Raw genomic sequence first — 13,014 nt, forward strand, 5'->3', positions numbered from 1 at the left:
GTTTTATTTTGGACTAATCTTTTATGTTGGCTTCGAGAACTTTGCTTTTCCACTCTATGTCTAATTCATCACCATGATCGATAAAGTCGTAGAAGGAGGCTTCCGTTCCATTTTTCTTTAAAACAAAGGATCCAGCCCCTTGTGGCTTGGCGATGTCTACGAAGCGGAACATATCTTGAAAAATGAAGGGCTCCTTGCGTCTGACCATAAGTTGTATATGGTCGCCTCTATTTAAGATATCCTCTTCTAAAAGCAACTGCCCATTCCGATAAAATTCAAGCAACACCTTACTCAAAAAAACTTTTTCCCCTTTGAAAGTTACTGCTATTTCTTGTTTTGTTTGATACTGCTGAACAATTGAAAGCATCTTAACGGTAGGTGTGCTTCCCTTTTCCCATACGATATTGTCATCATTAGTTAAATGGTCATTTAAAGACACTTGCTTTCCATTTTTCTTAACTTGAACAGAAAAGGGTGGTAGGTTTGTTTTTTCATCATTTATGAATAGGAAAAAAGGCTCTAGATCTTTCTCCACCGTATCACAGTTTTGCGCCAGTACCTCTCCTATGGTATCTGGAAAAGTGTAAGAAACCTTGTCACGGTCTGCAAGTGGTTGTTCTAAAGCAGCAGGTTGACCATTAAGAAGAATGCTAGGATGGATGGTTTTTGCATTTCCATTTACAGTTACGGATATGGAAGGTAACGAAGAACCAACAACCTCTTTAATAGTTAAAGTTGCTGATTTTCCATCCAAGCCTTTTTCTACCAAAATGACATCGCCGTTTTCAATTGGATCGAAGCTTTGAGCAGGTTGCCCGTTTCTTAATATTTTGGGTGCCTCTCCAAAACTTCCTGGACATGTTATATTTTTACCATTCACTTCTACCATTAATGCTAAGCCGGGTTTTCCGACCAATTTGTTGATGCTGATCCCGGCAGCTAAAAGGCTGTCTCCAATGGTCAATTTTTTTACATCAAATAAACGAACGGGGAGCTCATTAACTGTAACAGAAACATATTCTATTGTTTTCTCCTTTGCAGCAATGGCAATGCCTACAGGAGTGATAAATTCAGGTCCTTGTACAGGAATGTCTGTTTGATCCAATTGTTGAATCGCATCTACTCCACGTATTGCGACCCGATTTTCAGGTAAGCCCAGTTTTTCCGCGATGAGAGAAGGCAAGGAAGGGGTCAGGCTTCCTCCTCCCACAAGCATGACCGCCTTGGGTGCTATTTGGTTATTTTGTCTCATTATTTCCTTTGTGATAGAGGATGCGAGTTTTTCAATGGATGAAAATATCTGATCTACCATTTCCTGTTTGGATAAAGTTTGTTGAAAGCCTAGAATATCGGTAAAGGTAATTTCTTCATGATGGAGCAAGTCTCTTTTTGCCTGTTCCGCCTGTGGAAAGTCCAATAGAAATGCATCACTCAAACCTTCTGTAATTTCATCTCCTGCAACAGGAACCATTCCATATGCAGTGACGGTTCCATCCATTGAGATTGCCACGTCAGATGTACCTGCACCAATGTCTACTAAGGCTACATTCAATCTTCTCATAGAAGGAGGAATGAGAGCATTAATAGCTGCAATTGGTTCAAGTGTCAGGGCTTCAAGATGAAGATCAGAGCGCTGGAGGGCTGAAATCAATGATTCTACTACAATTTTAGGCAAGAAGGTCGAAATGATTTCAACTGATGCTTTTTCCCCTCTTTGATCAAGCAGGCTGCCTATTTCTTCTTCATCCAAGTAATAACGGAGGACCGAATAGCCTACACAGAAATATTGATTTGCCGAATCAATTTCACTTTCTTGGAGTAACTTCCTTTGTGCTTCTTGGACAGCAGAAAGTTCTAATAAGAAAATATCGTCTTCCGTAAACAAGGCCTTTCCTTTAATGTCTTGTATCGTGTAGGCTGTTTGAGTCTTTAATGCCCGTCCTGCTGCAGCGACGCAAACTTTTTTTAATGGTCCATGTTTTTCTTCTAACGTTTCTTTTACATATGTAATTACCTTAGAAACTGCCAAAATATCATGTATTTGACCATCTAACATGGCCCGTTCTTCGTGCTCTTTTACTACTATATCCTTGATGCGGAACTTACCCTGATCCTGATCTAACAGTAGGCCAACTACTGATCTTGTTCCAATATCTAGTGCGAAAATCAAATAAGATTCACCATCCCTATGTAGCATCATATAATACTTTACCGCTTAAAAGCGTTTAATTAATAAAGAAAAAATCCGTGACAATCACAAAATCATCGTTTATAATAACTAATTAATAGAAATGTACCACAATTCGGTACTGTTATAAATATAGAAAGGATGAAATTATATGAGTCATAACGAATTAGACGCCTTGCGAAAACAAGTCGAAGAACTAAACTTACAACTATTAGAGGTTATTAACAAGCGCGGGGAGCTTGTCCAAGAGATTGGAAAGCTTAAAGAGGCGCAAGGTGTGAATCGATATGACCCAGTCCGTGAAAGAAAAATGTTGGACTTGATTACGGAACATAACGATGGACCTTTCGAAACTTCCACTTTACAGCATATATTCAAAGAAATATTTAAAGCAGGACTTGAACTGCAAAAAGATGATCATAGAAAAGCACTACTTGTTTCTCGTAAGAAAAAACCGGAAGATACGGTTGTTGAAGTAAAAGGAGTAAAAATTGGTGATGGATCTCAAAACTTCATCATTGGCCCTTGCGCCGTTGAAAGTTATGAACAAGTTGCCCAAGTGGCTCAAGCGGCAAAAGCACAAGGAATAAAACTTCTTCGTGGTGGAGCATTTAAGCCAAGAACATCTCCATACGACTTCCAAGGTCTTGGATTGGAAGGCTTAAAAATTCTAAAACGTGTTGGTGATGAGTTTGATATGGCAATCATTAGTGAAATCATCAACCCAGCTGATATTGAAGTTGCGTGCGATTACGTAGACGTCATTCAAATCGGTGCGCGTAACATGCAAAACTTTGAGCTACTGAAAGCAGCTGGTGCTGTGAAAAAGCCGGTTCTACTAAAAAGAGGACTTGCAGCTACAATTGATGAATTCATTAATGCAGCTGAGTACATTATTTCTCAAGGTAATGATCAAATCATTTTATGTGAGCGTGGAATCAGAACGTATGAGAAAGCTACACGTAACACATTAGATATTTCTGCTGTACCAATCTTAAAGAAAGAAACTCACTTACCTGTATTCGTGGATGTAACACATTCCACTGGTAGAAAAGATCTTCTATTGCCTACTGCAAAGGCTGCACTTGCAATTGGTGCGGATGGAGTGATGGCGGAAGTTCATCCTGATCCGGCAGTAGCACTTTCCGATGCGGCACAGCAAATGGACATTGATCAATTCAATGAGTTCATCACGGAATTACGCAGCCACTACGCATACAAATCATAATACGATTTCACCAAAGACGAGCGGGGAGAACGCTCGTCTTTGTCTGTTTTCATAAGTTTTCATAAAAAATATACATTTAGCAAAAGATATAAGCAGGAGTATAGTAAATTCGTTGCTTGTCTGCCTAGAATAACGTATGATTATTAGATAAATGCGTTATTTTGTCAAATTTATCTTATTGGCTGTGTTATGGAATTTGTTGATGTATCCTAGCTGTTGATTGGAGCAAAGGGCGAAGACTCCTGAGGGAAAATAGCGGCAATGTTGAGACAAAGCCACATGAAAAACTGATAACATAGAGTTTTTTATTATTCCTAGCTGTTGATTGGAGCAAAAGGCGGAGACTCCTGAGGGAGATAGCGCTAGGTGGAGACCCCGCAGGCGAAGCCGAGGAGGCTCACGTCAGCCCTTAGGAAAGCGAAGCCATTTGCGGAAATCAACAGCGGTGTTTCTAAAAATACTAAAATTAAGACTTTTTCAGTGGCCACTGTGGAGACGAGACCCCGCAGGCGTAGCCGAAGGAGGCTCACGTCAGCCTCTAGGAAAGCAAAGCCATTGGAAAACAACAACGGTGTTTTACAAAACATATTATTAAATATTGCCTTACATAGATGCATGTATATAGAAGGAGAGTGTGTGTGAATGAACGTCACAATTTATGATGTTGCCAGAGAAGCGAACGTTTCCATGGCAACGGTTTCCCGAGTAGTAAACGGAAACCCGAATGTTAAACCTACCACAAGAAAAAAAGTATTGGAAGCAATTGAACGGCTTGGATATCGTCCAAATGCAGTAGCAAGAGGACTGGCAAGCAAAAAAACAACCACAGTAGGAGTTATCATCCCTGATATCTCCAATATCTTCTATGCAGAGTTAGCTCGCGGAATTGAAGATATTGCAACGATGTATAAATACAATATCATTCTAAGCAACTCGGATCAAAATGTGGACAAGGAATTACACCTGTTAAACACCATGCTAGGCAAACAGGTAGATGGAATTGTTTTCATGAGTGGGAATATAACAGAAGAGTTGGCAGCAGAATTTGAAAGATCACCAGTTCCAATTGTATTGGCTGCATCCATTGAAAAAGACAACAAGGTGCCATCCGTAACCATTGATTATGTACAAGCCTCTTTTGATGCTGTAACCGCATTAATTGAAAAAGGGCATAAACGAGTGGGCTACGTGTCAGGTCTTTTTGAAGAACCAATCAACGGGGAGAAAAAATTGACAGGGTATAAACGCGCACTAGAAGATGCTGGTCTTTCTTATGATGAAGAGATTGTTTTAGAAGGTGATTATTCCTACGATTCCGGTATTGAAGCGGTCGAAAAACTAATTGCATTAAAAGACCGCCCAACTGCCATTTTTGTTGGAACGGATGAAATGGCCTTAGGTGTTATTCATGGTGCTCAGGACAACGGATTGAATATCCCAGAAGACATAGAAGTAATTGGATTCGATAACACTAGACTCGCTACAATGGTCCGTCCACAACTCTCTACAGTTGTTCAACCAATGTATGACATTGGGGCAGTGGCCATGAGACTATTGACGAAATTCATGAATAAAGAGAAAGTGGAAGACCAAACTGTCGTACTACCTCATAGAATTGAATTTAGACGCTCAACAAAATAAATAAACTGTCGATATAGATAGTAAAAGAAGAGGACAACCAACCAAATGTTTGTCCTCTTTCTTTATTTGAAATTGAAAATGTCAATTAATTGATTTATCCACTTTCCCCAGTTGACTGTATGTAAGGTGAGAGACTTCAGTGGGAGAGAAGAGGTAGCTTGAGACCACGCAGGCGTAGCCGAGGAGGCTCAAGCACTGTTTCGCGGAAAGCGTTCACCTGGAACGAAAGGAAACTGGGAGTTACGGAGATAAATTAATAAAATTACAAACAAGAGCGTTTAAGGTCAGGGGAGAAAGTATGAAAAAGTTTGATATGTTTACACCAATAGGTCTCGTTCTCGGGTTGGCAATGATAATGTTTGGAATATTAAGCGGAAATGGCCTAGCAGGATTAGCAAGCTTCCTAGATCCTGCATCCTTGTTCATCGTATTAGGGGGAACGGTAGGAGCATTATTAATAAATTATAATATGAAAGAACTGAGACTTGTGCCTGTAGTCATAAAGGCTGCATTCTCTCATAAGGAAATGGAACTGCCGGTTCTGATTAATACATTTGTCCGCCTTGCTGATCGAGCAAGGAGAGAAGGCCTTCTTGCGTTAGAAGCAGAATTGGAGGATGTGGATGATGAGTTTATTAGGAAAGGGATCCTGCTCGCCGTTGACGGAGTAGAGCCAGAAATTATTCACGACATTATGAATGCAGAAATAAGTGCAATGGAAGAAAGACATCTAAAAGGAAAAAATATTTTAGACAAAGCTGGAGAATATGCACCTGCCTGGGGAATGATAGGTACTCTTATTGGGCTAGTGTTAATGCTAAACAATCTGAATGACCCCACAACATTAGGACCAAATATGGCAATTGCGATTCTGACCACATTATATGGATCTTTAATCGCAAATTTAATTTGTATTCCAATGGCAAATAAATTGGGAAATAAGACAGAAAAAGAAGTTTTTCTCAAACAAATTATTATCGAAGGTGTTATTGGAGTCCAGTCAGGGCAAAATCCTAAAATCCTGGAAGAGAAATTATCCGCATTCCTTACTTCTCGTGACCGTGTAAAAGAAGAGGTAATGGAAGTGGAGGCACTGGAGGAAAGTGTTCGATGATGCTAAGAAAGAAAAAGGAGAAAACATCTCCAGGAGCACCAATTTGGATGGTAACATTTTCAGATTTGTTCATGTTGGTATTGGTTTTCTTCATCTTGCTTTTCTCAATGTCTCAAATCGATTTGGTAAAATTCAAAGCAGTAGCGGAATCGTTCAAACAAGTGAACATCTTGGATTATAATCCTTCCGCTGTACCATTTGAACACCCGACAGATTTCTCTGTAAATACAGAATCCACAAATAACCAAGAAGATGTCTCGAAAAATCAGGAAGAAGCACAGCAGAATGATGAGAGTTTGCAAGAATTACTTACGGAAGTTCAAACATTTTTAGAGGAAAATGATCTTGAGGATGTTGTGGTTGCCAACAGGACGGAACGCGGAATAGTACTTGTGTTAGAGGAGAAAGTATTATATGAAACAGCAGAAGCAAGAATTCTTCCAATTGCTCACCCTTTTTTGGATAAAGTAGGTACGCTATTAACAAGAATTCCTAACCTTGTAAAAGTAGAAGGTCATACAGACAACAGGCCAATTTCAACCGAAAAGTTTCCTTCCAATTGGGAATTATCTGCTGCTAGAGCAAGTAGTGTGATTCGTTACCTATTGGAATCCCATGACTTGGACCCTGAGCGTTTCAGTGCTGTAGGCTATGGCGATACAAGGCCGATTGTAGGGAACACATCGGATGCTAACTATCAAAAAAATAGACGAGTAGAAATAGTCATTTCCGATCCTCAAAAAGAAGAAATTGTAAACTAAAAAAACCAGCTCTTCACGTTACTCGTGCAGTGCTGGTTTTCCTTTATCCAATTTGAGAATTTTTATCCGTCTGCAGATGGCTTATAGGATACAATGCTTTCGTAAGAAGCTGTTTATTTTTCTCTGTAATTTCTTGTTTTCTTGGAATCGGCTTATATAGATCAGGGCTGTCTTCCCATGTAGTAGGCAATTCAACAGGGGCCTTTTCCTTCCATTCGTTTATCCAATCTTCTGACAATGATCCTTGTACATGATTCTTCTCCGTCATTTCTAACCAAACATGAGACCATGCTCTAGGAACAACTCTCCATATATCATAGCCTCCCCCACCTACTCCAATCCATCGTCCTTTACAATAGCGATGTGCAATTTTATGTGCAAGCTTTGGAATCTCCCGATACACTTTTATTGAAGTGGATAGGTGGGTGAGCGGGTCGTAGTAATGGGCATCTGCACCATTCTGCGTCAAAATAACATCAGGTTTGAAGAAATCTGCCACTTGAGTAAGGGACTGTTCGTACACATCCAAGAAAGATTCGTCTTCTGTAAATGCGTCGATTGGAATATTGAAAGAATACCCGTATCCATCGCCCTGACCTCGCTCATTCACATTCCCGGTACCAGGAAATAAATATCTACCAGTTTCATGGATGGATAAGGTACATACATCGGGATCTTCGTAAAATGCCCACTGGACTCCGTCGCCATGATGAGCATCCGTATCAACGTAAAGAACGCGTGCACCGTACTTTTCTTGAAGATATTTTATAGCCACGGCAGTATCATTATAGATACAAAATCCAGATGCCTTTCCACGGAAACCGTGATGAAGGCCACCGCCAAGATTTAAGGCATGTTCGGCTTTTCCAGACATCACTTGATCCACAGCTGTTAACGTTCCGCCAACAAGCAGTGCACTAGCCTCATGCATATTTTGGAAAATGGGGGTATCTTCTGTCCCCAGTCCATAGTTACTTGCTTTCTCTTTAGGCAAGAGTCCCTTTCCAGCCAGTTTAACAGCCTCTATATAGCGTGGATCATGAATCAACGCTAACTCCTCATCAGTAGCCATTCTCGGTGGAACAATATCTTGACTTGAGAGCAGGTTGCTCTTTTGTAGTAAGTCAAAAGTGAGTTTAACTCTTAGTTGATTAAAGGGATGGTTTTCACTGAACTTATAGGTCTGAAAATCATCCGAATACACAAAAGCTGCTTTTTTCATGAGGTCACACCCGGTAAATTCGGCCACAACACTTCATAGCCTTCTTCCTGCAGGTCATGAATGACACCTGTAGGATTCATTGTTTGAACCCGGAAGACAAGAATTTTAAATTGCTCATCATGATGAGGGTAGACAAGCACACTGAGGATATTAAGCTTTCGTTTCTTTAACATGGAGGTTACTTCTGCAAGCTTCCCAGCAATATTTTCAACTTTTACTTCGAACTGGGATGCTGGCTGATTTGCTCCTGTTAATTGTACAAATGTATAGAGCAGGTCCGTTTCTGTAACAATTCCTACGAGTTTGGATTCTTGTATAATCGGAAGGCAACCAATTTTATATTCATAAAAAGTTGCGGCAACCTCCTCAACGAAATCCAGAGGGTGACCTGTTAATAGATTTGTTTTCATTACTTTGGAAAGTGGCTGCTGTAGGTCCTCTTGGGCACTATTTTCATATAGAGACGCCTGAAGCCCGTTACGAACATCCCTGTCAGATATTATCCCAACTAATTGCTGATTATTATTTACAATAGGAATATGACGAATATTTTTTTCTTCCATAAGATGAAGAGCTTGCTCCACCGTATCTGAGGGCAGTAATGTATGAACATCTTTCTTCATAATTCTTTCTACAATCATAGTCTTTCCTCCTTGTAAAACAAGTCACGTTTAAGACATTATATGCTAGTACATAAAACGGTTGTGAAAGCGAAGTTGATCAAATCTCTGTACAGATTCCTGATCAATGTTTTTGCCGATTCTAGCCATCAAACAGTTGGCTGGATGGGAACTGATCTCAGGGTCGTCAGTTGCAAAGTATTCCAAACCACCTGCGTTCATCATTTTTTCCATTATTTTTCTATATTCCCAGACATTAAGTCCCGTACCTTTTAAGTCCCAATGCCAATAATATTCAGTTGTTATCACAATATAGTTTTCCATCATGTCATCCATCATCGAAACTTGTAGCAGGGATTTTCCAACAGAACTACCGCGAACTTCGGGCACTACTTCAATGGCGCCAAGTTCAATAAGGTTTTCCATTTTCCCCTCTGACCATCTTTCCATCGGATCAGGATAGAGATAGGTTACATAACCAACAATGGTATCGTGTGTTCTTGCAATGATGATTCGTCCCTCTGGAAGGCCAGCAATTTCAATTAAGGCCTTACGCTGTTGTTCCGGAGGTCTAAATGCAACAAGATCTTTATGAAACTCATAGCTTGCCAGCTTCTCTGGTGTTACTGGTCCTTCAATGATCAAGCGGCTATTTTTGGTTCTAATTTCCTTCGCATTATACGTTTTTCTGTGTTCCATCTAACTCTCCACCTACTTTTACCTACAAGAATATTAGTAATCTTCTAATGATATTTTCTCATTTTACTAGAAAAATTCAAGTGAATTAAAACGCTTTCATCTCACTCTATCTCTAGTCTACTAGAAAACACGAAATTATTCATGCAATACTATTAATTTTTAAAAAATTGAGAAAAAATTTTATCTGTACTATAATAGTATTGAAGAAATATACATAAGGGGTGTTTGTGGATGAAAGTGGAAGCGTTACCAGTGACGAAGGGGAACTACAATCTAGAAGACTATGAACAAACCTACCGAAATTTTGACTGGTCAGAGGTAGAAAAAAACTTCAGTTTTTCTGAAACGGGAAGAGTGAATGTTGCACATGAAGCCATCGACCGTCATGCAGAATCAGCACGAAAAAATAAAGTAGCACTATATTACCGTGATCCAGAACGTGATGAAAAGTATACGTTCAAAGAAATGAAAGATATGTCCAACAAAGCAGGTAACATTTTAAGACAGACTTGCGATGTGGAAAAAGGAGATCGTGTCTTTATCTTCATGCCACGGTCCCCTGAATTATATTTCGCCGCACTCGGCGCGATCAAGCTTGGCGCGATTGTCGGTCCATTGTTTGAGGCATTTATGGAAGGCGCTGTTAAGGACCGTTTAGAGGACAGCCAAGCAAAAGTAATCATCACTACACCAGATCTGCTTAATCGTATTCCACTAGATGATCTGCCTGCACTGAAGCACGTTGTACTCGTAGGGGAAAATGTGAAAGAGGAAGGGCCTTTCATCGACTTTAACTCCCGTATGAAGGAAGCAAGCAGAAAGCTTCAAGTGGAATGGATGGAAAAGACAGACGGCTTGGTGCTTCATTATACAAGCGGATCCACTGGGAAGCCAAAAGGAGTGCTTCACGTTCATAATGCCATGATTCAGCACTATCAAACAGCTAAGTGGGTATTGGACCTGAAAGAAGATGATGTGTACTGGTGCACTGCTGACCCAGGTTGGGTAACAGGAACGGCATATGGTATCTTCGGACCTTGGCTTGCAGGAGCATCCAATGTCATTGTTGGCGGCCGTTTCAGACCGGAAGCATGGTATGAGACAATTGAGGATTATGGCGTATCTGTTTGGTACAGCGCACCAACGGCATTCCGTATGTTGATGGGAGCAGGAGACGAAGTAGTGAAAAAGTATGATCTATCTTCTCTTCGCCATATCTTAAGTGTCGGCGAACCATTAAACCCCGAAGTAATCCGTTGGGGTGTGAAGGTGTTTAATCTCCGCATCCACGATACATGGTGGATGACCGAAACAGGTGCACAATTGATCTGTAACTATCCAGCAATGGAAATCAAGCCTGGATCTATGGGCAAGCCGATTCCGGGAGTAGAAGCGGCAATTGTGGACGATCAAGGAAATGAACTTCCTCCATATCGCATGGGCAATCTTGCCATTAAAAAAGGCTGGCCGTCCATGATGCACACAATCTGGAATAACAAAGAGAAGTACGAATCCTATTTCATGCCAGGTGATTGGTATGTTTCAGGTGATTCAGCTTATATGGATGAAGAAGGCTACTTCTGGTTCCAGGGGCGTATCGATGATGTTATCATGACATCTGGTGAACGTGTTGGACCATTTGAAGTGGAAAGCAAGCTTGTTGAGCATCCTGCTGTTGCTGAAGCCGGAGTTATCGGGAAACCAGATCCGGTTCGCGGTGAAATCATTAAAGCGTTCGTTGCGCTTCGTGACGGTCATACAGCAAGTGACGAACTTAAAGAGGAGATTCGTCAATTTGTGAAACGTGGTCTTGCAGCTCATGCGGCACCACGTGAAATTGAATTCCGCGACAAGCTTCCAAAGACTCGTAGTGGTAAGATCATGCGTCGTGTATTGAAAGCATGGGAGCTGGATCTGCCAACTGGTGATTTGTCTACGATGGAAGATTAATTAGCTTTGCTTGGAGACAACAGCCTGCCGTTTTTGCGGTGGGCTGTTTTTTTTTGATTTGGGGGATTATTCATGGGAGGTTTGGTTGTGTCGAATCTTGTTGAAAGGTAAAAGGTTGGGGGAAGTGGTACAAGGTAATCCGGAAAAGGTAGAAGTTCGCGTGAAAGTGGTAGAAGGTTATCTCGAAAAGGGAGAAGGTCTCAGAAAAGTGGTAGAAGCTCTCTTCTAAAAAGACAGTTCAAAGAAAAATCACACTTTTCAAAATTTCGTATTGCGAAATAAACCCTAACAGGAGTACTATAGATACAGAACATATAGAGAATAGGGGAAACAGCAATGGGAAAACACAAGTTATTTTTATACACAAAGGCATTATCTGACTTCGGCTCATTTATGGATTTGATTGTATTAAATGTAGTCGTATATGCAGCAACTGGGAGTCCTGTGTGGTTGGCTGCAACGATGGCGGCTAGAACAATTGGGGGTGTTCTGGCCAGCTTAGTTAGTGGAGTAGCGGCAGATAAATGGAATAGAAAGACCATCATGCTTGCGACGGACATTTCGAGAGCGGGGCTGATCCTTTTATTAATTCCCTTCCCAGATCCTGTAATGATACTGGTGGTATCGGCTTTAATCGGCTTTATCAATAGCTTCTTTATGGTCAGTTTCAGTGCGGAGGTTCCGCAAATATTCGGTCAAGATAATATTCTAGAAACGAACTCGCTTATTGCCAGATTGACATCCATCAGCCTTGTTACTGGATTTATTGGTGCAGGGGTTATTACAGAAGTTTTAGGATATAAGTATACATTGATGATTGATGCTGGTACATATTTGTTATCTGGTTTTGTGCTTTGGAGAATGAAATGGGATGCTACTGCAACTAAGGAAAATAAGGAGATTGTTAGTGGATTTAGAAATAATCTTTTGTCTGTTTTGAGGAATACAAGGGAAGTGTATCGTTACCTGAAGTTAGCACCAATGCTTTTAATGATAAATGTGGTATTTCTGGTGGGTGCTTTTGCAGGCAGCTCCCATAATCTTGGGATTCCTTTATTGGCCGAACAGATTGATGGAGATCGTCAAAGCTTCTATTACGGCATGATTTGGGGTGTTTGGGGAATAGGTTCTGTTCTTGCAACGTATACCATACCAAAACTAAAAATTATCAGAAGTGAAAAAATCTATACAGTATTTTTCTTATCGGCTATGTTCATGTCACTCGGTTTTATTATTTTCTTATCGAATACAACGGTGAGCATTATATTAATTTTTGCGTTTTTAACAGGAATTTTTGATGCTTGTTTTACTACTTTACATGCAAGCATACTTCAGAAGTCAGATAATTACATAAGGGGAAGAGTTTTTGCCGTAGGGATGCTATTGAAATCGCTAGGCTTTGCACTTGGGTTTGTCGTTGCACCAATTCTGTTAAAAGGTCTTACAATGCCGCAGATGGCACTCATTTTGCACGGAACTCTCATTACGACGTCACTAGTTATTCTTTTTGTTGCTGGTAACTGGAGTAACAAGAAAAGACAAAACGCCGCTATGACATAATGAAAAAGGCACTTACCCATGTGGGTGAGTG

At 40.5% G+C, this 13,014-nt stretch carries 11 protein-coding genes; 7 read left to right on the plus strand and 4 right to left on the minus strand.

The window, feature by feature from the left end:
• Positions 1-13: 13 nt before the first annotated feature.
• Positions 14-2,200 carry a cell division protein FtsA gene (locus AAV98_RS06425; protein WP_060664740.1) on the minus strand — a complete coding sequence of 729 codons (2,187 nt, stop codon included), beginning with the start codon at positions 2,198-2,200 and terminating at the stop codon, positions 14-16.
• Positions 2,201-2,339: 139 nt separating this feature from the next.
• Between AAV98_RS06425 and AAV98_RS06430 the strand changes: the two genes are divergently transcribed.
• From AAV98_RS06430 to motS, 4 genes are all read left to right on the plus strand, one after another.
• Positions 2,340-3,416: a bifunctional 3-deoxy-7-phosphoheptulonate synthase/chorismate mutase gene (locus tag AAV98_RS06430; RefSeq protein ID WP_060664741.1), complete on the plus strand. Its 1,077-nt coding sequence runs from the start codon at positions 2,340-2,342 to the stop codon at positions 3,414-3,416.
• Between the two features lie 642 nt (positions 3,417-4,058).
• The gene (ccpA, locus tag AAV98_RS06440; RefSeq protein ID WP_060664743.1) at positions 4,059-5,057 is read left to right on the plus strand and encodes a catabolite control protein A; all 999 of its coding nucleotides are present in this window, start codon (positions 4,059-4,061) and stop codon (positions 5,055-5,057) included.
• Between the two features lie 298 nt (positions 5,058-5,355).
• The gene (gene motP / locus AAV98_RS06445; RefSeq protein ID WP_060664744.1) at positions 5,356-6,171 is read left to right on the plus strand and encodes a flagellar motor protein MotP; all 816 of its coding nucleotides are present in this window, start codon (positions 5,356-5,358) and stop codon (positions 6,169-6,171) included.
• Positions 6,168-6,932 carry a flagellar motor protein MotS gene (gene motS, locus AAV98_RS06450; RefSeq protein WP_060664745.1) on the plus strand — a complete coding sequence of 255 codons (765 nt, stop codon included), beginning with the start codon at positions 6,168-6,170 and terminating at the stop codon, positions 6,930-6,932. The genes motP and motS overlap by 4 nt, the downstream gene beginning before the upstream one ends.
• Positions 6,933-6,975: 43 nt before the next feature.
• Here the strand turns inward: motS and AAV98_RS06455 are convergent, their stop codons facing one another.
• The 3 genes from AAV98_RS06455 to AAV98_RS06465 are packed head-to-tail and all read right to left on the minus strand — an operon-like array spanning position 6,976 to position 9,473.
• Complete coding sequence (locus tag AAV98_RS06455; protein ID WP_060664746.1) at positions 6,976-8,154, minus strand: acetoin utilization protein AcuC; 1,179 nt, start codon at positions 8,152-8,154, stop codon at positions 6,976-6,978.
• Positions 8,151-8,795 (minus strand): acetoin utilization AcuB family protein, encoded by a 645-nt coding sequence (locus tag AAV98_RS06460; RefSeq protein ID WP_060664747.1) that lies wholly within the window; start codon positions 8,793-8,795, stop codon positions 8,151-8,153. Before AAV98_RS06460 ends, AAV98_RS06455 begins: the two co-directional genes overlap by 4 nt.
• A 45-nt stretch (positions 8,796-8,840) precedes the next feature.
• Complete coding sequence (locus tag AAV98_RS06465) at positions 8,841-9,473, minus strand: GNAT family N-acetyltransferase (RefSeq protein WP_060664748.1); 633 nt, start codon at positions 9,471-9,473, stop codon at positions 8,841-8,843.
• 231 nt (positions 9,474-9,704) lie between these two features.
• Between AAV98_RS06465 and acsA the strand changes: the two genes are divergently transcribed.
• The 3 genes from acsA (at position 9,705) to AAV98_RS06475 (ending at position 12,983) form a co-directional block, all read left to right on the plus strand.
• Positions 9,705-11,423: an acetate--CoA ligase gene (gene acsA / locus AAV98_RS06470; protein WP_060664749.1), complete on the plus strand. Its 1,719-nt coding sequence runs from the start codon at positions 9,705-9,707 to the stop codon at positions 11,421-11,423.
• 85 nt (positions 11,424-11,508) lie between these two features.
• Complete coding sequence (locus AAV98_RS20210) at positions 11,509-11,652, plus strand: hypothetical protein (protein ID WP_156317676.1); 144 nt, start codon at positions 11,509-11,511, stop codon at positions 11,650-11,652.
• A 107-nt stretch (positions 11,653-11,759) separates the two neighbouring features.
• The gene (locus AAV98_RS06475; RefSeq protein ID WP_060664750.1) at positions 11,760-12,983 is read left to right on the plus strand and encodes an MFS transporter; all 1,224 of its coding nucleotides are present in this window, start codon (positions 11,760-11,762) and stop codon (positions 12,981-12,983) included.
• The last annotated feature ends 31 nt before the right edge of the window (positions 12,984-13,014 follow it).

Origin of the sequence: Bacillus sp. CHD6a, from assembly GCF_001293645.1 — a bacterium.
In the GTDB taxonomy this organism is placed as follows: domain Bacteria; phylum Bacillota; class Bacilli; order Bacillales; family Bacillaceae_I; genus Sutcliffiella_A.

What these genes read in the sequence shown, in the direction of transcription:
- AAV98_RS06425 (WP_060664740.1), bottom strand. Translation starts at nt 2,200, where the DNA reads ATGATGCTACATAGGGATGGTGAATCTTATTTGATTTTCGCACTAGAT.
- AAV98_RS06430 (WP_060664741.1), top strand. Translation starts at nt 2,340, where the DNA reads ATGAGTCATAACGAATTAGACGCCTTGCGAAAACAAGTCGAAGAACTA.
- ccpA (WP_060664743.1), top strand. Translation starts at nt 4,059, where the DNA reads ATGAACGTCACAATTTATGATGTTGCCAGAGAAGCGAACGTTTCCATG.
- motP (WP_060664744.1), top strand. Translation starts at nt 5,356, where the DNA reads ATGAAAAAGTTTGATATGTTTACACCAATAGGTCTCGTTCTCGGGTTG.
- motS (WP_060664745.1), top strand. Translation starts at nt 6,168, where the DNA reads ATGATGCTAAGAAAGAAAAAGGAGAAAACATCTCCAGGAGCACCAATT.
- AAV98_RS06455 (WP_060664746.1), bottom strand. Translation starts at nt 8,154, where the DNA reads ATGAAAAAAGCAGCTTTTGTGTATTCGGATGATTTTCAGACCTATAAG.
- AAV98_RS06460 (WP_060664747.1), bottom strand. Translation starts at nt 8,795, where the DNA reads ATGATTGTAGAAAGAATTATGAAGAAAGATGTTCATACATTACTGCCC.
- AAV98_RS06465 (WP_060664748.1), bottom strand. Translation starts at nt 9,473, where the DNA reads ATGGAACACAGAAAAACGTATAATGCGAAGGAAATTAGAACCAAAAAT.
- acsA (WP_060664749.1), top strand. Translation starts at nt 9,705, where the DNA reads ATGAAAGTGGAAGCGTTACCAGTGACGAAGGGGAACTACAATCTAGAA.
- AAV98_RS06475 (WP_060664750.1), top strand. Translation starts at nt 11,760, where the DNA reads ATGGGAAAACACAAGTTATTTTTATACACAAAGGCATTATCTGACTTC.